Origin of the sequence: Novosphingobium sp. SG720 (assembly GCF_012275365.1) — a bacterium.
Classification (GTDB): Bacteria; Pseudomonadota; Alphaproteobacteria; order Sphingomonadales; family Sphingomonadaceae; genus Novosphingobium; species Novosphingobium rhizosphaerae.
Genome location: NZ_JAAZQN010000008.1, coordinates 23,325 through 48,978, shown reverse-complemented (window position 1 = coordinate 48,978; position 25,654 = coordinate 23,325). Strand labels below are relative to the sequence as shown.

Sequence of the window (25,654 nt, the reverse complement as noted above, 5' to 3'; positions counted from 1 at the left end):
AGCGAATATCCTCCTGCTTATTATAATGGCGCGCTTAACTCACGGGAATGGATGCAATTTCTTCGGAAAATGCGAGTGCCATCGGCGTCAATGCGGCGATCTCTTCCTTGGAGAAGCCCTCGACGATAGCGGTCACGGTGAAAGTGCCTTCGCGCATTTCCATGATGGCCAGATCGGTCACCACGACGTTCACGCAGCCCGGCGCCGTCAGCGGATAAGTGCACTCGGACACCAGCTTGGGCCGCCCCTTGCTGTCGCTGTGCTCCATCAACACGATGACGCGGCTGCCCGAGGCGGCAAGGTCCATCGCGCCGCCAATGCCGCCCCCAACCTGGCCGGGCAGCCCATAGTTCGCCAGGTCTCCGCGCTCGCTGACCTGGTAGGCGCCCAGCACGATGGCCGACAGCTTGCCCGAGCGCGCGACTTCGAACGAAACCACGCTGTCGAACACCGCGCCGCCGGGGCGCAGCTTGATGAAATTGCCCGCGGCATCGAAGAAATCGACATCGATCAGGTCGGGGTCTTCGATCAGGTCATAACCCAGCGCGCCATTCTCAGCGTGCAGGATGAAGGACTTGCCCTGTGCATGGCCCGCCACCAGCGTCGGCAGGCCAGAGCCGAGATTGACATAGGCGTCTTCGGGCAGCATCGCCGCCACCTGCCGTGCCATCGCCGAGCGGCTAAGCGCGGGCTTGCCGAAGTATTCGCGGTTGGTGTCCGCGCCGCGGCGCCCCATCCCTCGCTTGGGTGCGGGATAGCGCTCGGTGGTGCGCACCACCCGCGACACGAAAATGCCGGGCAGGCCAATCCGCTCTGGCGGGATCACGCCGGGCTCGACGATCTCCTCCACCTCGACCACCGCCATTTGCGCCGCCTTGGCAAAGCTGGCGTGGAAATGCGCGCTGCTACCGCGAAATTCGACATTGCCGAACCGATCGGCGCGATAGCCACGGATCAGCGCGACATCGACCGGCAGCGCATGTTCGAGCACGAAATCGCGGCCGTTGAAATTGCGCACTTCCTTGCCTTGCTGCAACGGCGTGCCCACGGTGACGGGGCTGTAGAAGGCAGCCAGCCCGGCACCGGCCGCACGCAGCCGATCGACCAGGATGCCCTGTGGCACCAGCTCCAGATCGATCTCGCCCGCCTCGATCTTCGCCTGTTCGGGCGATGGCAGACCCGGCCGCGCCGAGAACGAGAGCACCACGCTTTTCACCTGATCGTTCTTCACCAGGATGTGAGGGCGGAAATCCTCCCCCGCGCCCAGCGAGTTGGCCACGATCTTGAGGCCCTTTGCGCCCTGTTCGCGCAGCGCCAGAACAAGGCTGTTGGGATAGGAATGCCCCACCCCGAACCCGGCGATGGCCACCGAAGCGCCATCGGCAACATCGGCCAGCGCCGCGGCGCAATCGTCAAATATCTTCTGCATCACGTGTCGCTCGATGTTGGAATGGGGGTAAATCGCACCAGCGCAGCGGCCTCGCCGGCATCGTGAAACACGGCGCGCAGGCGTTGGCCGACGGCAAGGCCGGCGGGATCAGCATCAACGATATTGGTCAGCACCCGGGCGCCCTCGTCCAGATCGACCAGCGCCAGGACAAAGCTGGCACACTCGCGATAGGGGCCTTCGCCGCGGAACACCTGGGTGAAGCTGTAGAGCGTGCCCAGGCCTGACGCCTCGCGCCATTCGACATCGAACGCGCCGCATTCGCCGCAAAAGGCCTTGGGATACCAGATGGTGTGGTCACACGCGCGGCAGTGCGGCAGCACCAGCTTGCCGGCCTTGGCGCCCGACCAGTAAGGTTCGGTTTCGGGCGAGACGAACGGGGCGGGCGTGGGCAGTGGGCTGTTGCTCATCATGCGTCCTCCCGGCCCAGCACAAGCGTGACGCTGGCCTGACGCGACATGCCGCCGCCCGTGCCGTGGGCCACCGCGATGCGGCAATCGCGCACCTGCGTGTTGGCATTGGCCTCTCCGCGCAACTGGCGCACGGCTTCGATCACTTTGACCAAGCCGCCCTGATAGCCCGGATGGTTGTTGCACAGGCCGCCGCCATCGGTGTTGACGGGGATCGCGCCATCCAGCGCCAGCGCGCCATCGGCGACGAACGCCCCGCCCTGCCCCTTTTTGCAGAAGCCGAAATCCTCCAGCGTCATGATCACGGTGATCGTGAAGGAATCGTAGATCGAGGCATAGTCGATGTCGGCCAGGCTGATCCCGGCTTCGGCCAGCGCGCGCGGCGCCGATTGGGTGGCGCCCGTGCTGGTGAAATCGTTGGGCCGGCCGCCGCTGTGCTTGATCGCTTCGGCATGGCCCAGGACCTTGACCGACCGCCGCTTGAGATCGCGCGCGATTTCAGGGGCGACGACCACGATGGCGCCGCCGCCATCGGTCACCACGCAGCAATCGAGCCGGTGCAATGGATCGGCGATCATCGGCGAATTGACCACGTCTTCGATGGTCACCAGCTTGCGCAAAAGCGCATGGGGATTGTGCTGCGCATAGGCAGCGGCCGCCACCTTGACCGCGGCCAGTTGCGCGGGCGTGGTGCCGTATTCGTGCATGTGCCGCCGCGCAGCCAGCGCATATATGCCCGCGTTGGTTTCACCATAGACGGTTTCGAACGGGAATTCGGGCGTATCGGCGGTGTGCTTGGCGCCGCGGATCACGCCGCGCACTTTCGCGCCCTGGGTGATCAGGGCAATCTTGCACTTGCCCGCGGCAATGGCCGCCGCCGCATGGCCGACATGCGAAATATAGGACGAACCGCCAACGAAAGTGGCATCGACACAGCTGGGCCGCAGGCCAAGATATTCAGTCAGCGAAACGCCGCCGAAGCCGAGTTGCCCGGTCGAGAAATAGCCATCGACATCGCGGATCGACAGCCCGGCATCGGCCAGTGCGCCCATCGCGCATTCGGCATGGATTTGCTGCACGGAATGCTGCGGCAGATCGCGCAGCGGATGCTCAAAGGCACCGACGATATGCGCCTGTCCCCTGATGCTCATTGGTCGGCTTCCATCCTTGATCGTCCCCAGTATTTTTTGATTTTGGTCTGGTCAGGCCAGCAGCCTGCCAAGCGCGGGAATGCGGTCGCGCAGGCCCGCCTGCCGCAAACACCACCACAGCATCGCCTGGTTGCTGCTGATCACCGGCAGGCCCAGATCGCGCTCCAGATCGGCAATCACATCGAAGGCGCGGATCGCGGTGCAGCTCAGGAACACGAGGTCCGCCCCACTGCCGGCGGTCGCCATGGCATGGCGATACCACTCGCCCGGCTCGATCGCGGACATGGCCTTGCCCTCGCCCAGCCCGAGCCCGAAATCGACCACCACTTCATAGCCATAGTGTTCGAGAAACGCGATTTCGCGCTTGACCACGGGATCGATATACGGGGTGACCAGCGCAATGCGGCGCGGCGCCAGTTCGGCCAGGGCCGCGGTGATCGCGTCCGATGTACTGGTGGCAGGCTTGCCGCTGGTCACTTCCATCCGCTGGCGCAATGTCTCGCCCATCGCGGGATCGAACGTGGACACCGCCGTGCAGTTGAACACGATGCGATCGACACCGGCATCGACCAGCAGCGCGACCGCCTGCTCCACGCCATCGGTCATGCCCAGGAGATCGTCGCGGGTGCTCCCGGCCAGCTTGAGCCGGGTGGTGTGCAGCGAGACGCCTTCGGGCAGAAAGCGGATCAGTTCGGGCTCTGCCACCGGATTGCTGGACGGCAGCAGCATGCCAAGGCGCAGCCGCCATCCATAGCCCTTGCCGCGCGCAGGATCTTCCAGTGACATCGACCGCATTCCAGCTTGAAAATTGCCCGAGGCGATTTTGCTCTCCAGGGCATCAATGCGCTGTCTGGGTTTGGCTGACCAACCATAGTGGCCAAGGGTCCGTCTGGTGTACCTGCATTTCTGGCGTCACGACGCGGAGTTCGATAAACGCCTTGCACGAGGGGCAATTCAACAGTCAGGCACGCCATGAACGACACCATTCGCGCACTGTCCCGTGGGCTCAATGCACTTAGAATCATCAGCGAGACCGGCGGCACCACCTGCCAGGCCATTGCCGACGAACTCCAGCTATCGCGCCCCACCGTCTATCGCATCCTGGGAACCCTGGTCGACGATGGCCTGATCAGCGTGGACGATGCCAAGATCTATCGCCCCACGGTAGCCACCCGCACGCTGGAGAACGGCCTGACCGCCAAGGCGTGGGCGCATTGGGCGGCGCTGCCCACCCTGATCAAGCTGCAGAAGGAAGTGATCTGGACCTGCGAGATCGCGACCTTTGAGGACTATGCCATGGTCCAGCGCGATTCGACCCACCTGCAGAACCCGTTCCGCATCGATGTGCAGGAATTCAACGACCAGCAACGCTCGATGCTGACCAGCGCGGTAGGCCGGACTTATCTGGCATTCTGCCCGCCGCAGGAAGCCGAGCAGATCCTGTCGCATCTCGAACAGTTCGGCGACAGCGTCGATCCCGAAGCGAAAGTGGGTGAGCACACCCGGCCGATGCTGCAGGCCATTCGCGAAAAGGGCTATGCGGTGGAACAGCGTTTTTCCTATCCGCATGCCACCTCGATCGCGGTGCCGATCCAGTTTCACGGCCGCGTCCTGGCCTGCATCGACATCGCCTGGATCTCGCGCGCCGTGCGGCTGTCCGATGGGATCGACAAGTTTCTCGCCGCGCTGCTCAACGCCAAGGCCGAGATCGAGGAAAGGCTGACCAGCTACAACTTCGACACTTTGGGCTAGCGGCGCGCCTGGGCCCCGTTCGCAGGGCGGACGCCCAAGGCAAGTCGGTTCCGCGCCGCGCACCATCCCCCTACCGTCCGCGGCAACAAGGGCGCGCCGGTAGGGCGACGCCCAGGTCAAGCGGGATGGTGCAGCGATGGAAATTGGACATATCGGTCTGTATGTGAAGGACTTTGATCGGATGCTGGCCTTCTACCAGGGCGCATTCGGCTTTGCCGTCACCGACATCGCCCGCAGCGACGCGCGCTCGATCGTCTTCCTCACGGCCGACCGCACCTCGCATCACCAACTCGTGCTGGTAACCGGGCGCCCGGATGGGGAGCAGCATCTGATCAACCAGCTTTCGTTCCGCCTCAAGACGCTGGGCGAGCTGCGACGCGTGTACCGCTATCTGGTCGACAACAACGTGGCCAAGCTCGAACCGCTGACCCACGGCATCGCCTGGTCGGTCTATTTCGCCGATCCCGAAGGCAACCGGGTGGAAGCCTATACCGACACGCCCTGGTACATCACCCAGCCCTATCGCACGCCGATCGACCTGCTCGACAGCGAAGAAGACATCTATGCGGAGACCGAAGCGCTTTGCCGCGCTGCGCCCGGCTTCAAGCCGATGGCCGATTGGAGCGACATGACCGCGCGCACCATCCGCGCGCTCTGACACGGCGCCGCGGACCAGATCATGACCCAGATATTCGACGTAGCGATCATCGGCTATGGGCCGTCAGGCGCCAGTCTTGCCAACCTGCTGGAGCGGCAAGGGCGCCGAGTGCTGGTGATCGAACAGTTCCCCAGTTCCTATCCGCTGCCGCGCGCCACCCACATCGATGGTGAGGCGATGCGCATCCTGCAGGCAACCGGCATCGGCGAAGCGCTGGCCCCAAAGCTGGGCATCTACGCGCGGATGCGTTTCGAAAACGCGCAAGGGGAAATGCTGATCGACTGGCCTCGCTCGATCGCACCTGGCACGCACGGCTGGCGCGACAGCAACCGGTTCCACCAGCCCGATCTGGAAAATGCGCTGCAGGCGCGCCTCGCTAGGTCTTCGCTGGTGACGGTGCATCGTGGCTTGCGCGTCACCGCCCTGGCACAGGATGCCGAACGCGTCGCGATCACCGCGCGGAACGACCGGGGCGAAACGACGGAATTCGCCGCACGCTTCGTGGTCGGCTGCGATGGCGCGAATTCCACGGTGCGCGGCCTGATCGGCGCCGAACTGAAGGTGCTGGCCCCTTCGCAGCAATGGCTGGTGGCCGATTTCATCATGCAGCCCGGCGCGCCCGAATTGCCGGAAGGCACGGTGCAATATTGCGATCCGGCCCGCCCCTTTACCTATATCGAGGGCGCCGGCCTGCGGCGACGCTGGGAAGTGATGCTCATGCCCGGCGACGATCCCGCCACCTTTGCCGAGCCCGAGCGCGTCTACGCCTTGTTGAAACGGTGGATCACCCCCGAACACACCGTGCTGGAACGCGCGGTGGTCTATACATTCGGTTCGGCGATCGCGTCGCGCTGGCGCAACGGGCGCATCCTGGTTGCCGGCGATGCCGCGCACCAGACGCCGCCGTTTTTGGGACAGGGCCTGTGTTCGGGCCTGCGCGACATCATCAATATAGCCTGGAAGATCGACTGGGCGCTCGACGGCCGCGCCAGCCCTGACCTGCTCGACAGCTATCAGCAGGAACTGGCCCCGCACGTCAGCCAATACATCGCCGAGGCCAACCGCATCGGCGACATCATCCAGGAAACCGACCCCGACAAGGCGCGCCGGCGCGACGCCTTGCTGCTCGACCAGCCCCAGGTACTCACCCCGATCCGGCCAAGGCTGGGCGGCAGCCTGTGGGGGCAGCAGCACGATCCCGTCGCCGGCACGCTTGCGGCACAGCCGCGCCTGCCGGATGGTCGCTTGCTGGACGATCGCGTCGGCCTCCATGTCGCGGTGATCGCTAGGGCCGGGACGGTGGCGCAGCTTGCCCCAGCCAGCCAGGTCCGGCTGCAAAGGGCCCGCGCCGTGACGGTGGAGGGCGAATGCGATGCATATCTCGATCAACTGGGCACGGACGCCGTGATCATCCGGCCAGACCACTATATCTTCGGCACCGCTGCAACGCCCGCCGAACTCGATGATCTGGTCGCCGCCCTGCCGCTTGCCGCCAACTGAACCATGGCCGTCACGCTCACCCCGCTGGGCCGCATGGGACGCGATCTGCAGCGGCCGGAATGCGTGGTGGTTGCCCAAGACGGCAGCGTCATCGTTTCGGACAGCCGCGGCGGCGTCAGCGTCTGCGCCGCAGATGGCGCCTGGCACCATCGCCCCTGCCCGGGCGGAGCCACCAATGGCGTGGCGCTCGATCGCGACGGCACGCTCTATCTGGCTGGCATCGACAGCGGCACAGTGCACGCGCTTGCGCCCGATGGCACGACGCGATGCGTGATCGACCGGTTCAAAGGCCAGCCCCTGGGCGCGGTGAACTTCGTCCATTTCGACCCGCACGGCCGGCTGTGGGTGACCATTTCAACCCGCGTCGAACCGCGCTCGCGCGCGATCGAACAGCCCATTCCCGATGGCTATGTGCTGAAAGTGGAAGACGGGGTGGCCCATCTGGCTGCAGGCGGCCTGTGCTTTGCCAATGAGATCCGGTTCGATCCGGCCATGCGCTTTGCCTATCTGGCGGAAAGCCGGATGGGCAGAGTGCTGCGCATGGCGGTGGGGCCAGAGGGCACACTGGGCACGGCCGAAACCTTTGGGCCGGAACGGCTGTTCGATGGCGCGATCGTCGACGGGCTCGCCTTCGACGCGCAAGGCGGCCTATGGGTTAGCGAAGTTACCCGCAACGGCATCCATCGCATCACCCCCGATGGGCGGGCCCAATGCCTGTTTGAAGATCCGGCAGGCGCGGTGGTGGATTTCCCTGCCAGCATCGCCTTTGGCGGTGCGGACCGACGAACCGTGTTCGTGGGCTCGATCCGCGCCGATCATCTCGTCACGTTCCGCAGCTCGGTGGCCGGGGCCCCCATGTGGCACCACCTTTAGCGCGCAAGGCCTGCCATGAAGGCCAGCGTGCGTTGAAACGCCAGATCGCGTGCGGCCGGATCGAAATTGCTCCCGCCTTCGCGGCAAAAGGCATGGCCGGCCGGATAGACATGGATCGCGGCGGCAGGATAGCGCGCGGCGACCTGGGCGACATCGGACAGCGGAATGCTGCCGTCGCGATCGCCGTAATGCATCTGCACCGGGCATTGCAGCGGCGCCTGCAACTCTTCGATGATCCGTCGCCCGTAAAAGCTCACGGCACCGGCAAGGCCATCGAGATGCTGCGCGGCGATCCACGCCATTACCCCGCCAAAGCAGAAGCCCACGGCAAAGTGCGGCCCTTCTCCCAGCCTGGCAAAGGCCGCGTGCATATCGCCCAGCGCCTGCGCATTGGGCGTGGCACGCGCGGCCGCGATGCCTTCTTGCGCGTTGCTGCGCAAAAAGCCGGGCTCGATGCGGTCGAACAGCGAGGGCGCAACCACGTCATAGCCTTGTGCCGCCAATCTTTGCATCACATCGGCCATATGCGGTGTCAGGCCGAAAACCTCGTGGAGGACGACAACACCCCCACGACGCGTTGAGCGCGCGGCAAGGTGCCACGCGCTCAAGCGAAAGCCATCATAGGCCGAGGTCAAGGTGGTCCGGTCGATGACCGGCTCGGCCTCTGCCACCATGATCAGGCCTGTTCGGCCTTGATCGGGTTCTGCAGCACGCCAACCTCGGTGATTTCCACCTCGACCAGGTCACCGTCCTTCATGAACAGCTTGGGTTCGCGACGGACGCCCACGCCACCGGGCGTGCCGGTCACGATCACGTCGCCGGGCTCAAGCGGGATATAGGTGGAGCAATAGGCGATGAGGTAGGGGATCGAGAAGATCATCTCGTCGCTGGTGGCATTCTGCACTTCCAGCCCGTTAAGCCGGGTCTTGAGGTGCAGCGTCTGGCCATCGGCGATCTCGCCGCGGGTGGCCATCCAGGGGCCGAAGCCGCCGGTCTTGTACCAGTTCTTGCCCGGCCCCCACTGCGCGGTGTGGCGCTGCCAGTCGCGGATCGTGGCATCGTTGTAGGGCGCATAGCCGGCGATGTGCTCCCAGCAGTCCTCCTCGGAAATGCGCCGGCCACCCTTGCCGATGATCACGGCGATTTCGCCCTCGTAATCGAAAGTCGGGCTTTCGGGGGGCAGCAGCAGCGGCTCCAGGTGGCCGGCCTGGCTGGCGGGGAAACGCGCAAAGACCATCGGGCGGGCGCTGGGATCGCGGCCGATTTCGGTGCGGTGCGAGTCATAGTTCACGCCGATGCAGATGATCTTGGGCGGATTGGGGATCACCGGCAGGATTTCGACGTCAGCCAGCGCATAGTCGCCCGCCTCGCCCGCCAAGGCGCCTTCCACCTCGCCCAGCGCATCCGCCTTGAGCACGCTGACGATATCGGCATAGCGGCCGGCAAACTTGCGGCCCAGATCGACGACCTTGTCCCCGACAACCGCGCCGAAGCTTTCGCGCCCATCCTTGGTAAAGCTGAGAAGTTTCATCTTTTCATTCCTTTTTTCAATTTCTTGTCAGTTTCGCCGGCAGGGCTCGGCAATGGCCGAAGGCCTTGCGCTCACGCTGCGTCGGGCAAGGGAAAGCGGGCCAGAAACGCCTCGTACTCGGGCTCAAGATCGATCTCGATCGCGGCCATCACGCGCACCAGCCCGTTGTATTCACCGATCGCCACAAGCAGATCGACAAGCTGGTCGGCGCTGAGCGCGGCCGCGAGCGCATCGAACACGCCCTGCGCCAGCGCAATGTCTTCGGTCAGGCTGCGCGCCGCCTCCAGCACCGCCAGCGCGAGCGGATCGAGATGCGTTGCCTCGCCGCGCGCCACCTGGCCGATGGCGTGGATGTCCGCCTCGCTCACCCCGAACGAGAGCGCCACATCGACATGATGCGCCCATTCATAGGCCGAGCGGGTGGACCAGCCAACTTGCAGGATCGCCAACTCGCGCAGGCGCGGTTCGAGCTTGCTCTTATGCCGGAAATACATGCCCCGCCCGGCCACCAGGCGGGCCAGATCAGGGCTATGTGCCACGGCGCGGGTGATGTTCGACTTCATCCGCGGGATTTCCTGATGGTCAGGCCCCAGATCGGCGTTGTCGAGATAGCGCAAACGTCCCATGTCGCCCCCCGTTCAGGCCGCTTCGGCCTGCGCCTGGCGCACGATCGCGAAGGGATCGAGATTGCCGGCGGCGAAATCGACGAGATCCGGCAGGTAGCCCTCCTGCGAGCAGACGAGGAAATCACCGCGGATCAGGCCATCGACGAAAACGCCCGACGCATAATCGGCGCTGACCCGCACCGTGCGCCGCTCGGGCACCCCGATGCGGAAATCCTCTGGCTTGGGCGCACCAGGGATAGCCGGCGGCGGGCCGCCGGGCTTGGCCGACGTGGCGGTAATACCCGGGCAGAACACCGACAGCGAAACGCCCGTGCCCGCGAGCGCATGGGCAAAGGCATAGCTCATCGCCAGCTGCGCGCCCTTGGAGGCGATATAGGGCCCCATGAAGCGGATCGGCGGATCGGGCAGCAGCGCCAGCCCCGAAGAGGTGTTGACGATATGGCCGCTGCGGCGCGCCAGCATGCCGGGCAGGAAGGCACGGATCATGCGGACATAGCCCAGGACGTTGACATCGAGCGCCTGCCGCCATTCCTCCAACTCGGTAGAGAGGACCGAGCCCGTCACCGGCGGCTTGGCAGCGTTGTTGATCAGCAGGTCCAGCCCGCCGAATTTACCCACCACCGCCTCGCGCAGCGCCGCAACGTCAGCATCGTTGCTGACATCGCAGCCATAGCCCTTGGCGCCGTTGGCCAGGCTCGCCGCCGCTGCTTCTGCACCGGCCCGGTCGAGATCGGCAATGACGATGCGCGCGCCCAAACCGGCCAGCCGGCGCGCCGTGCTCAGGCCGATTCCGTTGGCAGCACCGGTGATCAGGACAGCCTTGTCGACAAAATCTTTCATGTGCTCGTTCCTTTGCGCCGACACGTCAGTCGGCCGAGTGCTCTGCCAGCAGGTTCAAGAAGGTTTGCCACGCGCGCTGGTCGGCCTTGGGCGAATAGCCAAACCCCGGCATTGCCGGCACGTCGCGGTCGGTAAAACCGTGGGCCACCCCACAGTAGAGGCTCACTTGGCAATCGATGCCGGCCGCCCGCATCTCGTCGGTGAAATGGGCAATCTGCGCCGCCGGAACAAAGGGATCGGCGTCACCGCTGCAGACCAGCACCGATCCGCGAATGGCCGTGGCATCGCGCGCGCTTGCCAGCGCCCCGTGAAACACGCTGGTGCTGCGCACGGGCGCGCCGCTGCGCGCCAGTTCCAGCGCACACCAGCCGCCAAAGCAATAACCCGCCAAGGCCAGATTGCCGTTGCTGACATGGCCGTGGCGCACCAGCGCGTCGAGCGCACCGTTCATGCGGGCGATCAATTCGTCGGGATCGGATTTCAGCGCGTCCACCCAGGCGCGCGCCTCTGGCGGGCTGGCGGCAAGCCGCCCTTCGCCGTGCAGATCTGCAGCGAGCGCGGCATAGCCCAGCCCGGCCAGGGCTTCAGCGCGGGCGCGAACATGCGGGCCAACGCCGGGCGCCTCGTGCACGACCAGCACGCCGCCCTTGGCCTTGCCATCGGCCGGCAGTGCCAGATAGCCACGCGCGGTGACGGAACCGGCGGGATAGTCAATTGCGCGGCCCAGATTCATGGCTGCTCTCCGCTCAGTTCGTTGATCAGGGGCAGCGCAAAGACCATCGCGTGGATGCCCATACTCGATACCAGACGCGCCACGTCCAGCACTTCGTCATGGCTTGCGCCGTGGGCCAGCGCGGCATGCGCGTGCTGGCGCACGCCGGCGGCGTTGAGCTGCGTGCACTGCGCGTGGACCGCCAGCGCGATGAGGTGCATCTCCTTGGCCGACAGGCCCGCCGCGCCACGCAAGGGTGCCGTGGCGAATGCCAGCCAGCGGCCATGAAAGTCGGGATCGAGCCGGATGCCGGCGGCAAATTCGTCCCGAACATCGCCGAACAAGGCGGCGTGATCGGCCCATACCTGCGCATCGGCCGGCGCTGACCGAGCGCTGGGCAGTGCCTCGGCCACGACCTGCGCGGTCATCACATAGGACGAAAACCCCATCGCGCTGACCGTGGCGACGACCGCCATCAATTCATCCCGCGTCGCACCCAGCGCCAGCGCCTGGCGCGCATGGTTGCGAAAGCCCTTGGCGAACATGTGCGTGGGCGTGCAGTTGGTCGCCACATAGATCAGCTCGCGAAATTTCGCGCTGAGCGTGCCCCTGTCCGCCACATAGGCCGAGAAATCCAGATAGGCGGCAACATAGGCTGGCGAATAGGCCAGCATGGCCTCCCAGTCATCGTTCCAGTGCCCTCTCCTGCGCTTGAACTCTTCGCGCACAACCGCAGGGTCGAGCGCCTGGTCCAGCTTGCTTTGGTCAACCATGGATCAGAACGGCGTCAGCGCGGGCAGGCCAAAATGCAGCCGGGCAGCGTTGACCGCCGTGCGCGAACGCTGCTGGACGAAATGGGTCTTTTGCACGCTGGCATCGCGATATATCCGCGCCAGCATGGAATCCTTCGCGCCGATGCTGGTCCCGGCCGTGGTGAAGATGATTTCCAGCGCGTCCCACGCCAGGCGGCAGGCTTCCTGCGCCATGACGAACAGCCGGCGGTCGGTTTCCTCGCTGAAATCGCCGCCCGTGACGGGGTCGGCCGCGCAAGCCTCGACGTAGCGTTCCACCACTTTGAGCAACAAGGCTTCGGCCGCATCGACCTTGCCCTGGGCGTCGCCGAAATACTGCTGGAACTCGTGGCTTTCGAACAGCGGGATCTTGGGCGGGAACCGCATGGATTTGGTGCGGCAGATCTCTTCATAGAGATCGAGCGCGCCCTTCACCGTGCCAACCACCACCGCGCCGAGTTCGATCAGGAAGTAGGAGCCCTTGCGACCGTTGTACATCGGGTTGGGATGAACCGCCGTGCCGCCCCTGGCCTGCCACATCGACATCGGCGCCGTGCGGTAGGCGGGAATGTAGAGATCCTTGACCACGACCTTGCGCGATCCGGTACCCTGCATGCCGATCATCGACCAGTTGTCGGTGATCGTGAAGTCCTTGCGGTCGATCAGCAGCAACATCGCGCTCATGGCGCCAGTTTCGTCGCGCGCCATGCCGCTAACCATGGCATGGGTCGAAACGTCGCAGCCCGAGGCATAGTCCCAGCTACCCGACACGCGATAGCCATTGCCCTCGCGCTGCATCAGCACCGGCGAGCCGACCGAGGGGCAACGATAATCGCCCTTATCGCCATAGGCCTCTTCCTGCGCGCGAATATCGAAATCCGCCAGCATGATGGGATGGCCCGAAACCAGCGCCAGGACCCAGGCGCTTGACGGACAGCCCCGGGCGATTTCCATCATCACCTGGACATACGTGGTGAGCTCGAACTCGTAGCCGCCGAACACGCGCGGCTGGACGATGCGATAGAAGCCAGCGTCGAGAAATTCCTGGTTGGTCACCTCAAGGAGGCGCCCCGCCGCTTCGGCCTGGGCCTGGCGCGAACGCAAGGTGGGGATCATCGCCCGTGCCCGTGCAATCATGTCCTGCGGGCTCAGGCCCGGTTCGGGAACATCGGCGAATGTCTTTGAACGCGCCTCTAGCACAACCATGACCTTCCTCGCTTTATCGTCTGCTCGCGGTGACGAGCTTTGAAGGATGTGTTGGTCCATGCCGCCGACGCATCGCAACCAGCGAGCCATGCACGTCCGTGCAGCGTACAATCGCACCTGGTACGCTGCACGGACGCCGTACCTTGTGCGGCTGACGGCGCGCGCCCTTTCCCATAGCTGAGCTAGGCACCCCTGCGCTCAAGACCTAAGAGGGGTTCGGGAGATCATCATGGACCTTGCGGCGGAAACCGGATTCGACACGGGCACGCGGAGTCAAAAGCTGCGCATTCTTGCAGCCTGCGCCTGCATTCTGTGCATCAATGCGGCGTTTCCGATCTATGGCGCCAGCGTCGTGAACACCGCGATGGTGTCGGAAATGAAGCTCGACCGCAGCCTGCTCGGCTTGCTGGTATCGGCCAACATGATGGTCACCGGCCTGACCGCCCCCTTGATGGGTGGTGCCGTCGGGCGCTTTGGCGCGCAGCGGACGCTGATCTTTGGCAGCTCGGCGCTGATCGTCGGCTCGCTGATCATGGCGTTTCTGGTGCATGGTTCGCTCGCCGCGATCGGGGTGTTCGGCCTGATCGTGGGCCTGGCCATGAGCGCGGGCGGCTTCGTGGCAAACCAGGCCTGCGTCGCCGGCTGGTTCGTGGAGGACCGGGCACGACCCTTTGCCGTTCTCTATGCCACGATGGGTGCGGGCGGCTTTGTCGCCGCGCCGGTGATCAGCGCGGTGATCGAGCACAGCCATCGCTGGAGCGCGGGCTGGCTGGTGTTCACCGCCGTGGGTTGCGTGGCGCTGGCCTTGTCCGTCTTCGTGGTGCGCGATGCGCCGCGCTCGGCCCACGTGGTGGATTTCGGCCCTCCGGGCGAAGGCACCGGCAACGGCAACCTGGCCTCGATCAGCATCTGGCTGATCATCCTGTGCATCATGGCGGCCGGCGCAAGCAGTTCGCTCTATATCGCCCATGGCCTGGCCATGCTGCAGGACTTTGGCCATAATCCCAATGCGGCCGCCAGCTCGATGTCGATCATGGCCGCCTCAACCCTCATCGGCAATTTCCTGATCGGCGCCTTTGGCAAGAAGCTGGGGGTGCGGCGCATTCTCGCGGCGGGCAGCGTGACCTTCGCACTCGGCCTCGTCATGCTGGCCAATGCCCATGGCACCTTGTTGTTCTATGCCTATCCGCCGGTGCTGGGCGCAGGCTTTGGCGCGGTCCAGGTCGGCGCGATGGCCTTGCTCAGCCGCTGCACCTCGCCTGATCGCTTTGCCGCGATCTCGGGCGTGGCGATCTCGCTGCAGACCATTGCCAGCGCGATCACGCCATTTCTGGGCGGCTGGATGTTCGACACGCAGCACACCTACATGCCGCTGTTCGCCGCGCTGGTGGCGCTCAACCTTGTGACGGCGGTTTTCCTGGTCGCCGGCAAGGCCCTGTTCCCGAAGGACGCCTGACAAAAAGCGTACACCCAGCGGATGGGTGTTGCGCGCCGTCTTGTCGCGGCGCGCCGGGCGTGGCTCGTTCCGGCCATAATCGCGCGCGTCAGCAGCGTGAAGCAGCGGGGGAATGTCATGGAAATTCAAGGTTTACGCGAAGATGCCGGGGTCGCGGACTGGACGCCCGCCTACGAGCGGCGGGCGGTGGCGCTGTTGACCATCGGCTTTGGCCTAGTCGGGCTCGATCGCTGGATCGTGGCGCCGCTTGGCCCCAGCATGATCGCGGACCTGGGCCTGACGCCGCAAAATCTCAACAATCTCATCGCCGCACTGGGGGTGAGCTGGGGCATTGCCGCGGTGCTGCTGGGCGGTCTGTCCGACCGCGTCGGACGCAAGAAAGTGTTGATCCCCTCGCTGCTCGCCTTCTCGCTGATGTCGAGCCTGTCCGGCATGGTCAGCGGGCTGGCTGCGCTGTTCGTCGCGCGGGGGCTGATGGGCGTGGCCGAAGGGGCCTTTTGCCCCACCAGCTTTGCCTCCACCGCCGAAGCTTCGCACCCCAAGCGGCGCGGTTTCAACCAGGGCTTGCAGCAAAGCGCGTTTGCCCTGTTCGGGCTCGGCTTTGGCCCCATCCTGGCAACACAGATGCTCGCCGTCTTTTCGTGGCGCGTGATCTTTCTGCTGGTGGCCATACCGGGCTTGATCCTCACGGCGCTGCTGGCCTCGGTCATCCGCGAGCCGCGCCCGATCGCGCGCCCGTCCAAGGCAGAAGACGCCAACCCGGACAAGCCGAGGCTGGCGGATCTCTTTGCCCATCGCAACGTCGCCCTGGCCATGGCGGGGCTGTTTTGCGCGATGTGCGGGATCTTCGTGCTGAGCGCCAACATTCCTCTCTACCTGACCGGCTATCTCAAGCTCACGCCCGCGCAGATGGGTATCGTCACCTCGGCCATCGGCTTTGGCGGGTTTGCCGGGCAGTGGGGCCTACCTGCGCTGTCTGACCACATCGGCCGGCGCGTCACTGCGATCATCGGCTTTGTGGCGGGCACCGCGTTTCTGTTCTGGTTCACGCGGATCGGCGCAGACACGCCGGTACTGTTCACCCTGCTGTTCGTGGCGAGCGCCTTCAGCTTTGGCCTGCTGTCGCTGCTGACCGGCCCCGTCGCCACCGAAGCTGCACCCGCAGGCCGGATTTCGAGCACCGCTGGGCTGATCATCGGCGCGGGAGAAATCTTCGGCGGTGGCCTTGCACTGGTGGTGTCGGGCATCGTGATCGGCCACTTCGGCATCCAGGCCATGCTCTACGTCGCGCTTGGCGGCCTGTCGGTCGGCGGCGTGCTGATGGCCTTCCTCAAGGAAACCGCACCGCGGCTGACCGATGGCAGACCGCACCCCTTTCACCGCGACGACAGCGGCTTGAGCGAAGCGGAAAAGGCCATGCGCGCCACCAACATCGCCAGGGCGCTGGAGAACAGCATCAGCAGGCATTACCTATGAACCACGCTAGCGAAGCCGCGCTGACCGACCGTGTGCTTGCCCAGTATCGGAACACACCGGACCCGCGCCTGCGGCAGATCCTGAGCTCTCTCATTACCCATCTCCATGGCTTTGCGCGGGAAACCGGGCTGACTTTTGCCGAGTGGCAGCAGGGCATCGCGTTTCTCACCCGCGTGGGCCAGATGTGCACCGGCGATCGGCAGGAGTTCATTCTCCTGTCCGACGTGCTGGGCCTGTCGATGCTGGTCGATACGATCGACCACCGCAATGCCGACGGCGCATCGGAATCGACCATCCTGGGCCCCTTCTTTGTCGAGGACGCGCCGGACCTGCCGATCGATGCCGCCATGGACGCCGGACAAAGCGGCGTGCCGCTGCGGGTCACCATCGACGTCAAAGGCGGCGAAGGACAGCCTTTGCCCGATGCCGAAGTGATCGTCTGGCACAGCGACAACGACGGGCTTTACGATATCCAGCACGAGGCCGGCAGCGGCTATTTCCTGCGCGGGCGCTTCCGCACCGATGCGCAAGGCTGCCTGCGATTCTGGACGATCACCCCGCCGCCCTACCCCATTCCCGACGATGGGCCGGTGGGTGACCTGCTCGGCCTTGCCGGTCGGCATCCGTGGCGCCCCGCCCATGTCCATTTCCTGATCGCGGCCGAACAGCACCGCACGCTGGTGACGCATCTCTTCATCGGTGGCGGGGACTATCTCGATTCCGATGTGGTGTTCGGCGTGAAGCAGGGGCTGGTGGTCGATCTGGAACGCCATGCCGCGGGCCGTGCGCCCGATGGGCGGGACTGCCCCCAGGGGTGGAACTGCCTTTCCTACAACTTCTGCCTTGCCCCCAGCGCCTAGATCCAGGGCCGGGATTTTCGGGGATCGATCGATGTCATCAAAACTCTACGCCACCCCTGCCCAGGCGATTGCCGGCCTGCTGTTCGATGGCATGACCATCATGTCGGGCGGCTTTGGCCTGGTCGGCAATCCCGAAAGCCTGATCCCGGAAATTCGCGCCTCGGGCGTGCGCGATCTGACGGTGATTTCGAACAACGCCGGCGCTGATGGGTTCGGTCTGTGGATGCTGCTGCACAGCCGCCAGGTGCGCAAGATGATCGCGTCCTATATCGGCGACAACAAACTGTTCGAGCAGCAATATCTGTCGGGCGAACTGGACCTGGAACTGACGCCGCAAGGCACCCTGGCCGAACGGATCAGGGCCGGTGGCGCGGGCATTCCGGCGTTCTACACCCGCACGGGTGTTGGCACCGTGGTGGCCGAAGGCAAGCCGACCGAGATGTTCGACGGCCATCTCTATGTGCGCGAAACCTGGCTGCGCGCCGATCTGTCGATCATCAAGGCGTGGAAGGCCGACAGCGAAGGCAATCTGGTCTTCCGCAAGACGGCGCGCAATTTCAACGCCCCCATGGCCACCGCTGGCAAGATCACCGTGGCGGAGGTGGATGAGATCGTGCCCGACGGCACGCTCGATCCCGACGGGGTGCACATCCCCGGCATCTACGTGGACCGTATTGTCAAAAGCACGATTGCCGAACGCCGCGTCGAAAAATTGACCACCCGTCCCCGCCTGGAGAACGCCTGATGCCTTGGTCCCGCGACGCCATGGCCGCCCGTGCGGCCCGCGAACTGCACGATGGCTATTACGTCAACCTGGGTATCGGCATTCCCACGCTGGTGGCCAATCATCTGCCCCAAGGCGTGAAGATCACGCTGCAATCGGAAAACGGGATGCTGGGCATGGGGCCGTTTCCCTATCCCGACGAAGTCGATCCCGATCTGGTCAATGCCGGCAAGCAGACGATCACCCAGTTGCCGACCTCCACCTATTTCGACAGTGCGCAGAGCTTCGCCATGATCCGCGGCGGCCATATCGATGCTGCCATCCTGGGTGCGATGCAGGTTTCGGCCAAGGGTGACATCGCCAACTGGATGATCCCGGGCAAGATGGTCAAGGGCATGGGCGGGGCGATGGACCTGGTGTCCGGCGTCAAACGCGTGATCGTGATCATGGACCACGTTTCCAAGGATGGCAGCGCCAAGATCCTCGAGCAATGCACCCTTCCCCTTACCGGAATGGCCTGCGTGGAAATGATCATCACCGACCTGGCCGTGTTCACCGTATCGCCCGATTATGGCCTCACGCTGATCGAACTCGCCCCAAACGTCAGCGTGGACGAAGTCCGTGCCAAGACCGGCTGCGGCTTTGCCGTGCCGCACGCGGCGCTCGCGCCCCAGCATTGAGAGGAACCCCGGTGGTATCCCCCTTCGTCTACCAATCGCATCCCGCCCGGGTCGTGTTCGGGCCAGGCAGCCTTGGCACGCTGGCCGAGGAAATCGGCCGGCTTGGCGCACAACGCGCCTTCGTGCTTTCCACGCCCGACCAGGCCGGCGTCGCCAGCGATCTGGTCGCGCGCCTGGGTGATCTGGCCTGCGGCTCGTTTACGGGCGCGCGGATGCACACCCCGGTCGATGTCACGCTGGCCGCGATGGCCGACGTGACAGCGGCCGGGGCGGATTGCCTGGTCGCCGTGGGCGGGGGATCCACGATCGGCCTGGCCAAGGCGATCGCCCTGCGCACCGATCTTCCGCAGATCGCCATCCCCACCACCTATGCCGGATCGGAAGCCACCGCGATCATCGGTCAGACCGAAGATGGCATCAAGACCACGCAGACCAGCTTGCGGGTCCTGCCCGAGGTGATCCTCTACGATGTCGACCTCACCTCCAGCCTGCCGGTGGCGATCTCGGTGGTTTCGGCGCTCAACGCCATCGCCCATTCGGTCGAAGGGCTCTATTCCCAGCAGGCCAACCCCGTAATCTCGCTGATGGCGCAAGAGGGCATCCGTGCGCTGGCGGCAGCCCTGCCCCGGCTGGTGCGCGATCCGCATGACTTGGCCGCGCGCTCGGACGCGCTCTATGGCGCCTGGCTCTGCGGCACGACGCTGGGCGCGGTGGGCATGGCCCTGCACCACAAGCTTTGCCACACGCTGGGCGGCACGTTCGACTTGCCCCACGCCCAGACCCATGCCGTGATCCTGCCCCATGCCCTGGCCTACAACGCATCCTACGCGCCAGACGCCATCGCGCGGATCGAGGCGGCCCTGGGCCGAAGGGACGCGCCCTTGGCGCTGCACAACCTCGCCCAGGCGCTGGGCGCGCCGGTCTCGCTCAAGGAACTGGGCATGCCGCGTGACGGGCTGGACCGGGTGGTCGAACTGACCCTCGCCAAGCCTTACTGGAACCCCGCCCCGCTCGAGGCACGGCGCCTCAAGGCCTTGCTCGAACGCGCCTGGGAGGGCCTGCCACCCGCCGCCGATTGAGCCCGCGCCGAACGCCCAGCGGACGGGCCGCCATTGCCGATTTACAATCCACGGCCTTGTCTGGGAACTATCCCCATTCGCTCTGACGCCGAACAGACACAAGACGAACAAGGACTTACCAATGGATTACAGCACCAGTCTCGGTTCACTGACCGACTACGAGAAGGGTAAGGTCATTCCCATTGATGATGACCCCAAGAACTACGTCTTCTCCAACGTCTTCGAAGTGGCGGCAACATCGCGCCCCTACGAACGCGTGGCTGTTGCAAAGAACTTCGAATACGTGATCGAAGTGGCTCGCGCCGAAGGTCGATCGGACTGGTACACCGCCGCGCATGATGAATTCGCCCTGGCGATGGACGGCGAAGTCGAAATCGAACTGTTCAAGCTCGACGCCCCCGCCGCTTTCGCCCCCGAAGGCAGCCATGGAGCACGCAAGCTGGGCGGCGAACCCGAAGGGCGCAGGATGGGACGGATCGTCCTGTCTCGCGGGCACCAGGGCCTTTTGCCGCGTGGCGCCGCCTATCGTTTCAACGCCGCCAGCCCAGGATGCCTCATGATCCAGACCGTCGAAGGTCCGGAAACGGTGCAGAAATGGGCAGAGATCTGCCAGAACTCTTGAGATTGGGATCCCTATCATGGCCATGTCAGCAGACGCCCCGACCGCAGCGCCCTCGGGCGAAGCGCTTGTCACCCACACCGAAATCGGACCGATCGACAACGCCACCGGCTACCGCTCGTTCACAGCCGGCAGCTTCACGTTCTCGCGCGACGAGTATTTCGCGCGGATCAGCTGGCCCAAGGGCACCCACACCATGCCGGTCGATGCCTTCCTTCGCGCCATGATGCGCGACGTGGCCTGGGGCTTCTTCTACGGCACTGTCAATTTCGACGACGTGGTGGGCACGGTGAACCATTATGGCGAGGTGACGCTGTTCGCCGGCCGCTATAACGACGCCTATCACGATGCCGGCCGCGACCATGAGGAGCGCTTCCCCAGCGAAGTGCTCATGCCGCTGTTCAAGGCGATCATGAGCGACTGGACCAACCAGGGGTTCGACCCGTTTGCCGCACCGATGGAAACCGGATCGGCCTGGGGATCGAAGAACGGCAGCAACGAAGACGCCATCACCCGCACCCGTGTTTCGGCCAAGCGCATGGTCGGCCTGCCCGGTGACACCCCGCTGCGCACAGATGCCAACGGCTTTCCCGCCAACCGCATGTTCCCCGACATCGATCGCTCGGCGCCGGTGATCGAAGCGGAGCCGGGATTTGAAGGCGAAGTGCACGCCTACAACCTGTTCGACTACCTCTCGCGTTCGGACGTGACGTGGAACCCCTCGGTCTGTTCGGTGGTGGGCGAAAGCCTGTTCTGCCCAACGACCGAGGAGTTTACGCTGCCGGTGGACCATGGCAACGACCGCTGCGAATGGTTCATCACCCTGTCGGACGAAATCGACTGGGAAATCAAGGACAAGGAAAGCGCCAAGCCGCGCGCCACGGTCGTCACCCGCGCGGGCGACGTCTCGTGCATGCCCGCCGATATCCGCCACAAGGGCTTTGCCAAGAAGCGTGCCATGCTGCTGGTCTGGGAAAACGGTTCGCCGATGATCCCCGAACTGATCGCCAAGGGCGAGGCACCGATCGTCGCGGTCACCTGGTAGCACCCGAGCCGGATTTCGCGCTCAGGGGGCAGGCACTTGGCAAAGTTCCTGCCCCTTTCTGTCCCGTTTTCAAGGATATGCCCCCGTGCCCAGATTACAGCCGATTGCCCCATCCGAACTCAAGACCCGCCTTTACATCAACGGTCAGTGGGTCGACGCGCTGGCGGGCGGCGAGATCGATGTCATCAACCCCTTCGACGGCTCTGTCCTGACGCGGGTGGCCGAGGCGCGCGCCGAGGATGTCGACCTGGCCGTCGAGGCCGCGCGCGCGGCAGCACCGGGCTGGGCACGCCTGCCCGCGCACGAACGCGGCCGGCTCCTGCTCAAGCTGGCCGATGCGATCGAAGCCGATGCCGACTACCTCGCAAGGCTGGAGGCCACCAACACCGGCCACCCGGTGCGCGATTGCATCGGGCTCGACGTGCCGCGCACGGTGCTGTGCTTTCGCTATTTCGGCGGCATGGCCGACAAGCTGGAAGGTTCGGTCATCCCGGTGGACGCGGGCTTTCTCAATTATGTGAAGCGCGAGCCGATCGGCGTGGTCGGCCAGATCGTGCCCTGGAATTTCCCGCTGATGTTCGTCAGTTGGAAGCTCGGCCCCGCGCTGGCAGCGGGCAATACGGTGGTGATGAAGCCCAGCGAAATCACCCCGCTGTCCACCCTGCGCGTGGCCGAACTGATCGAGCAGGTCGGCTTTCCCAAGGGCGTGGTCAACATCGTCACCGGCTATGGCAACACGGCCGGCCAGCGCATTGCCGATCACCCCGGCATCGGCAAGGTTTCCTTCACCGGATCGACCAATATCGGGCGCGAGATCGTGCGGTCCTCGGCCGGCAATCTCAAGAAGGTGCAGCTCGAACTGGGTGGCAAGGGACCGAACATCGTGTTCGAGGACGCGATCATCCCGGCGGCGGTTGGCGGATCGGCTTTCGGCATCTTTCACAACCAGGGGCAGGCCTGCATCGCCGGCTCGCGCCTGATCCTGCATGAAAAGATCGCCGATGAATTTCTCGATCGGTTCATCGGCCTGGCCCGTTCGATCCGGCTGGGCGATCCGCTCGACACCGACACCGAAATGGGGCCGCTGACCTCGCGCGTCCACCACGAGCGCGTGCTGTCGTATGTCCAGGTGGCGCAAGACCAGGGCGGCGAAATCCTGTCGGGCGGGCAAGTCCCGGCCGCACCTGAACTGAGCAAGGGCTTTTTCATCGAGCCGACGATCGTGCGCGCCGCACCGGGCGACCGGGTGCAGCGCGAAGAAGTCTTCGGCCCCTTCGTAACGGTCACCACGTTCAAGACCGACGAGGAAGCGATCGCCATTGCCAATTCGACCGATTACGGTCTCGGCTCGGGGCTGTGGACGCAGAACGTAACGCGGGCGCATCGTTTTGCCGACCAGATCCATGCCGGCATGGTCTGGATCAACTGCTACAAGCGGGTTCATCCCGCCTCGCCCTTTGGCGGCGTGGGCGTATCGGGCTATGGCCGCGAGATGGGCTTTGAAGCGATGCGCGAATATACCCAGCCCAAATCGGTCTGGGTCAATGTCGACGCGCAGATTCCACCTTTCTACGCGCGATAGGATACTTGGCTGGGCGCGCTATGGCGGCGTGCTCAGCCCCCATTCCCAGCGGTCCACCTCGAACCGCGCGAACAATCCTGCGTGCCAATAGGGATCGCCTTCGAGATAGCGCAGCACGGCGCCACGGTCGGGCGCCTCGAGAACCAGCATGGTTCCGTGTGCCGCCTCGCCACGGTCGTCCACGACCATGCCGCCTGCTACTGCGCGCACGCCGTGATGCTCCTGCCGGATATAATCGCGATGGGCGGGCCGCACGCGGGCACGGATTTCGGCCGACGTGGCGGGCTCGTCATAGGCGCGGAAGATGAAATAGGGCATGGCCGGCTATCCGATCACCACCAGGCCCGCAGCATCGACGCGCAGCGGCACGGGATCGAGCTTGCTGCCGACGCAGGCGCCATCGATGCAGAGCCCGTCCTCGACCTGGAACACCGCCAGGTGGCGGCGGCACATGATGCGGCGGCCATCGCGCGCAAGAAACTCGTTTTCGCGCACGTTGAGCGGCAGCGAATAATGCGGGCACAAGTTGAGATAGCCAAAGACCTGCGCGCCCTGGCGGATGACGAACATCCTAAAGGCGTTGAGGCCCGTGCCAAAGACATATTCCCTTCCGCCCGCCCCGATATCGGCAATCGGGCCCAGCGCCGTTCCGGGCGCGGGGGCCTGCGCCCGCAAGCGCCAGGTTGGCTCGGCCTGCTCGGCTGGTTCCATGGCTCCCACTGCCGCTTAAAGGGCGTGCGGGGCGTGAAAGCCGCCCTTGACGAACACCAGTGGTGACGCCGTGCCCTGCCCCAAGGCCTCCACCGCGCCAACGACCAGATAGTGATCGCCGATCTCGATCACCGATTCGGTTCGACATTCCACCCAGGCGGCCGCGCCGTCGATCAGCGGCAGGCCGGCCGGGGTGACCCCGCAGGCAACCTCGGCAAACTTGTCTTCGACTTTCGAGGAGAACGTCTTGCAGAGCGCGACCTGCTCGGCCGACAGGACGTTGGCGCAGAACCGCCCGGTCTTCTCGATCTTGGGCCAGGTGCCCGAACCCTTGCCCGGAAAGAAGCCGACAAGCGGCGGATCGAGCGAGATGGACGTGAACGTACCCACCACCAGCGCGAACCGTTCGTCCCCTTCGCACGCCGTGATCACCGCAACGCTCGTGGGGCAGCATCCCAGAACGTCACGGAAGGTTCTCGGATCGGTGGCGTCCAAAATCGTGCTCATGGGCTGTCGCTTCCTAACCTGCTGTTGTCCCGCCGATCGGAACAGGCCTGCCCAGGCGGCATGCCTGCCGGCGTTCCATGCGTCCAGATCGGCCGCGACCGCTGGGCGGACGGATCGACTTTTGCGGCTTACCGGCGGCCGGCCAAACCTGAAAAAGCAGTCCCAGCCGCCGCATAAAGCCGGCGCGACCGCACGTTTGCTCAAGGAAAACCCAGTGCCAGAAGCCTTTATCTGTGATGCGATCCGTACCCCGATCGGGCGCTATGCCGGTGCGCTGTCATCGCTGCGTGCCGATGACCTGGCGGCCATGGCCTTGCGGGCCCTGGCCGATCGCAATCCGGGCGTGGACTGGGCCCAAGTCGACGATGTGATCCTGGGCTGCGCCAACCAGGCGGGCGAAGACAACCGCAACGTGGCGCGGATGGCCAGCCTGCTGGCCGGGTTGCCGCTGGATGTTTCCGGCACGACGGTCAATCGCCTGTGTGGCTCCGGGCTTGACGCCGTGGCGATCGCGGCCCGCGCGATCAAGTCGGGTGAAGCGGAACTGGTGATTGCCGGCGGCGTCGAAAGCATGAGCCGCGCGCCCTTCGTCATGCCCAAGGCCGAAACGGCATTTTCGCGCGCCAATGCCATCTTCGACACCACGATTGGCTGGCGCTTCGTCAACCCGGCGATGAAAGCCGCGCATGGCGTGGATTCGATGCCGGAAACGGCGGAAAACGTTGCCAGCGAATATGGCATCTCGCGCGAGGACCAGGATCTCTTCGCGCAAGGCAGCCAGACCAAGGCCGCTGCCGCCCAGCAATCGGGCCGCCTGGCGCGCGAGATCGTGGCGGTCTCCATCCCCCAGCGCAAGGGCGAGCCCCAGCGGGTCGAGCGCGATGAACATCCCCGTGTAGTCACGCTTGAGGCGCTGGCCGCACTGCGCCCGGTCGTGCGCGCCGATGGCACCGTGACGGCGGGCAATGCCAGCGGAGTCAACGATGGCGCCGGCGCGCTGATCGTCGCCTCGGAAGCGGCGGCCAAGCGCCATGGCCTTGTCCCGCGTGCGCGCATTCTGGGTGCGGCCACGGCCGGGGTCGCGCCGCGGGTGATGGGCATCGGGCCGGTGCCGGCAACGCAGCGCCTGCTCGGCCGCCTGGGCATCGGCATCGACCAGCTCTCCACGATCGAATTGAACGAGGCCTTCGCCAGCCAGGCCCTGGCCGTGTTGCGCAAGCTTGGCCTGTCGAGCGAGGACCCGCGCGTCAATCCCAATGGCGGCGCCATCGCGCTTGGCCATCCGCTCGGCATGTCGGGCGCGCGCCTGGCGCAAACCGCAACGGAAGAGCTGGCGTTGACCGGCGGGAACCTGGCCTTGGCAACTATGTGCATCGGCGTGGGCCAGGGCATCGCGATGGTCATCGAGCGGGTGTGAC

General features: G+C 65.1%; 28 protein-coding genes. 14 read left to right on the top strand and 14 right to left on the bottom strand.

Annotation, left to right across the window (positions count from 1 at the left end; all coding sequences use genetic code 11):
- Positions 1–34 precede the first annotated feature (34 nt).
- From FHW94_RS21240 to FHW94_RS21225, 4 genes are read right to left on the bottom strand one after another with little or no spacing between them, the layout of a single operon-like run.
- The gene (locus FHW94_RS21240) at positions 35–1,429 is read right to left on the bottom strand and encodes a 3-oxoacid CoA-transferase subunit A (RefSeq protein WP_168557841.1); all 1,395 of its coding nucleotides are present in this window, start codon (positions 1,427–1,429) and stop codon (positions 35–37) included.
- Positions 1,429–1,860 (bottom strand): Zn-ribbon domain-containing OB-fold protein, encoded by a 432-nt coding sequence (locus FHW94_RS21235; RefSeq protein ID WP_246866325.1) that lies wholly within the window; start codon positions 1,858–1,860, stop codon positions 1,429–1,431. Before FHW94_RS21235 ends, FHW94_RS21240 begins: the two co-directional genes overlap by 1 nt.
- Positions 1,857–3,008: a thiolase domain-containing protein gene (locus tag FHW94_RS21230; protein WP_168557840.1), complete on the bottom strand. Its 1,152-nt coding sequence runs from the start codon at positions 3,006–3,008 to the stop codon at positions 1,857–1,859. Before FHW94_RS21230 ends, FHW94_RS21235 begins: the two co-directional genes overlap by 4 nt.
- A 51-nt stretch (positions 3,009–3,059) precedes the next feature.
- Entirely contained in the window at positions 3,060–3,794 is a 735-nt protein-coding gene (locus FHW94_RS21225; protein ID WP_168557839.1) for an arylmalonate decarboxylase, read from the bottom strand.
- A 186-nt stretch (positions 3,795–3,980) separates the two neighbouring features.
- On the opposite strand from FHW94_RS21225, the gene FHW94_RS21220 reads away from it, so the two are divergent.
- The 4 genes from FHW94_RS21220 (at position 3,981) to FHW94_RS21205 (ending at position 7,791) form a co-directional block, all read left to right on the top strand.
- Complete coding sequence (locus FHW94_RS21220) at positions 3,981–4,760, top strand: helix-turn-helix domain-containing protein (protein WP_168557838.1); 780 nt, start codon at positions 3,981–3,983, stop codon at positions 4,758–4,760.
- Between the two features lie 136 nt (positions 4,761–4,896).
- Positions 4,897–5,418, top strand: coding sequence for a VOC family protein (locus tag FHW94_RS21215; RefSeq protein ID WP_168557837.1), 522 nt, complete (start codon positions 4,897–4,899; stop codon positions 5,416–5,418).
- A gap of 21 nt (positions 5,419–5,439) precedes the next feature.
- Positions 5,440–6,918, top strand: coding sequence for a bifunctional 3-(3-hydroxy-phenyl)propionate/3-hydroxycinnamic acid hydroxylase (locus FHW94_RS21210; protein ID WP_168557836.1), 1,479 nt, complete (start codon positions 5,440–5,442; stop codon positions 6,916–6,918).
- A 3-nt stretch (positions 6,919–6,921) separates the two neighbouring features.
- Positions 6,922–7,791, top strand: a complete 870-nt coding sequence (locus FHW94_RS21205; protein ID WP_168557835.1) for an SMP-30/gluconolactonase/LRE family protein — start codon at positions 6,922–6,924, stop codon at positions 7,789–7,791.
- Here FHW94_RS21205 and FHW94_RS21200 read toward each other — a convergent pair.
- The 7 genes from FHW94_RS21200 to FHW94_RS21170 form a co-directional block, all read right to left on the bottom strand.
- Positions 7,788–8,465 (bottom strand): dienelactone hydrolase family protein, encoded by a 678-nt coding sequence (locus FHW94_RS21200; protein ID WP_168557834.1) that lies wholly within the window; start codon positions 8,463–8,465, stop codon positions 7,788–7,790. The genes FHW94_RS21205 and FHW94_RS21200 overlap by 4 nt on opposite strands.
- A 2-nt stretch (positions 8,466–8,467) precedes the next feature.
- Entirely contained in the window at positions 8,468–9,322 is an 855-nt protein-coding gene (locus tag FHW94_RS21195; RefSeq protein WP_168557833.1) for a fumarylacetoacetate hydrolase family protein, read from the bottom strand.
- A 71-nt stretch (positions 9,323–9,393) separates the two neighbouring features.
- On the bottom strand, positions 9,394–9,948 hold the full coding sequence (locus tag FHW94_RS21190) for a carboxymuconolactone decarboxylase family protein (protein ID WP_168557832.1): 555 nt from the start codon (positions 9,946–9,948) through the stop codon (positions 9,394–9,396).
- Positions 9,949–9,960: 12 nt separating this feature from the next.
- On the bottom strand, positions 9,961–10,788 hold the full coding sequence (locus FHW94_RS21185; RefSeq protein WP_168557831.1) for an SDR family oxidoreductase: 828 nt from the start codon (positions 10,786–10,788) through the stop codon (positions 9,961–9,963).
- Between the two features lie 25 nt (positions 10,789–10,813).
- Positions 10,814–11,521, bottom strand: coding sequence for a dienelactone hydrolase family protein (locus FHW94_RS21180; RefSeq protein ID WP_246866324.1), 708 nt, complete (start codon positions 11,519–11,521; stop codon positions 10,814–10,816).
- Positions 11,518–12,273 carry a carboxymuconolactone decarboxylase family protein gene (locus FHW94_RS21175; protein WP_210425801.1) on the bottom strand — a complete coding sequence of 252 codons (756 nt, stop codon included), beginning with the start codon at positions 12,271–12,273 and terminating at the stop codon, positions 11,518–11,520. Before FHW94_RS21175 ends, FHW94_RS21180 begins: the two co-directional genes overlap by 4 nt.
- A gap of 3 nt (positions 12,274–12,276) precedes the next feature.
- Positions 12,277–13,497: an acyl-CoA dehydrogenase family protein gene (locus FHW94_RS21170; protein WP_210425800.1), complete on the bottom strand. Its 1,221-nt coding sequence runs from the start codon at positions 13,495–13,497 to the stop codon at positions 12,277–12,279.
- A 229-nt stretch (positions 13,498–13,726) separates the two neighbouring features.
- Here FHW94_RS21170 and FHW94_RS21165 point away from each other — a divergent pair, with 229 nt between their 5' ends.
- From FHW94_RS21165 to FHW94_RS21125, 9 genes are all read left to right on the top strand, one after another.
- The gene (locus FHW94_RS21165) at positions 13,727–14,953 is read left to right on the top strand and encodes an MFS transporter (protein WP_168557830.1); all 1,227 of its coding nucleotides are present in this window, start codon (positions 13,727–13,729) and stop codon (positions 14,951–14,953) included.
- A gap of 117 nt (positions 14,954–15,070) precedes the next feature.
- Positions 15,071–16,429, top strand: a complete 1,359-nt coding sequence (locus FHW94_RS21160; RefSeq protein WP_168557829.1) for an MFS transporter — start codon at positions 15,071–15,073, stop codon at positions 16,427–16,429.
- Positions 16,426–17,289, top strand: a complete 864-nt coding sequence (locus FHW94_RS21155) for a dioxygenase (protein WP_168557828.1) — start codon at positions 16,426–16,428, stop codon at positions 17,287–17,289. Before FHW94_RS21160 ends, FHW94_RS21155 begins: the two co-directional genes overlap by 4 nt.
- Before the next feature lie 31 nt (positions 17,290–17,320).
- On the top strand, positions 17,321–18,034 hold the full coding sequence (locus FHW94_RS21150) for a CoA transferase subunit A (RefSeq protein WP_168557827.1): 714 nt from the start codon (positions 17,321–17,323) through the stop codon (positions 18,032–18,034).
- On the top strand, positions 18,034–18,693 hold the full coding sequence (locus tag FHW94_RS21145; protein WP_168557826.1) for a 3-oxoacid CoA-transferase subunit B: 660 nt from the start codon (positions 18,034–18,036) through the stop codon (positions 18,691–18,693). Before FHW94_RS21150 ends, FHW94_RS21145 begins: the two co-directional genes overlap by 1 nt.
- 11 nt (positions 18,694–18,704) lie before the next feature.
- Positions 18,705–19,772, top strand: a complete 1,068-nt coding sequence (locus FHW94_RS21140) for a maleylacetate reductase (protein WP_168557825.1) — start codon at positions 18,705–18,707, stop codon at positions 19,770–19,772.
- Positions 19,773–19,893: 121 nt separating this feature from the next.
- A complete protein-coding gene (locus FHW94_RS21135; protein WP_168557824.1) occupies positions 19,894–20,394 on the top strand; it encodes a hydroxyquinol 1,2-dioxygenase in 501 nt (166 codons plus the stop codon).
- Positions 20,395–20,410: 16 nt separating this feature from the next.
- Positions 20,411–21,436: a hydroxyquinol 1,2-dioxygenase gene (locus FHW94_RS21130; RefSeq protein WP_246866323.1), complete on the top strand. Its 1,026-nt coding sequence runs from the start codon at positions 20,411–20,413 to the stop codon at positions 21,434–21,436.
- Between the two features lie 85 nt (positions 21,437–21,521).
- Positions 21,522–23,018, top strand: a complete 1,497-nt coding sequence (locus tag FHW94_RS21125; RefSeq protein WP_349237580.1) for an aldehyde dehydrogenase family protein — start codon at positions 21,522–21,524, stop codon at positions 23,016–23,018.
- Between the two features lie 18 nt (positions 23,019–23,036).
- On the opposite strand, the gene FHW94_RS21120 is transcribed toward FHW94_RS21125, so the two are convergent.
- The 3 genes from FHW94_RS21120 to FHW94_RS21110 are packed head-to-tail and all read right to left on the bottom strand — an operon-like array spanning position 23,037 to position 24,236.
- Positions 23,037–23,336 (bottom strand): YciI family protein, encoded by a 300-nt coding sequence (locus FHW94_RS21120; RefSeq protein WP_168557823.1) that lies wholly within the window; start codon positions 23,334–23,336, stop codon positions 23,037–23,039.
- A 6-nt stretch (positions 23,337–23,342) separates the two neighbouring features.
- Positions 23,343–23,729 carry a Rieske 2Fe-2S domain-containing protein gene (locus tag FHW94_RS21115; RefSeq protein ID WP_168557822.1) on the bottom strand — a complete coding sequence of 129 codons (387 nt, stop codon included), beginning with the start codon at positions 23,727–23,729 and terminating at the stop codon, positions 23,343–23,345.
- A 15-nt stretch (positions 23,730–23,744) separates the two neighbouring features.
- Entirely contained in the window at positions 23,745–24,236 is a 492-nt protein-coding gene (locus FHW94_RS21110; protein ID WP_168557821.1) for a flavin reductase family protein, read from the bottom strand.
- Positions 24,237–24,450: 214 nt separating this feature from the next.
- Between FHW94_RS21110 and pcaF the strand changes: the two genes are divergently transcribed.
- A complete protein-coding gene (pcaF, locus tag FHW94_RS21105) occupies positions 24,451–25,653 on the top strand; it encodes a 3-oxoadipyl-CoA thiolase (protein WP_168557820.1) in 1,203 nt (400 codons plus the stop codon).
- Position 25,654 lies beyond the last annotated feature (1 nt).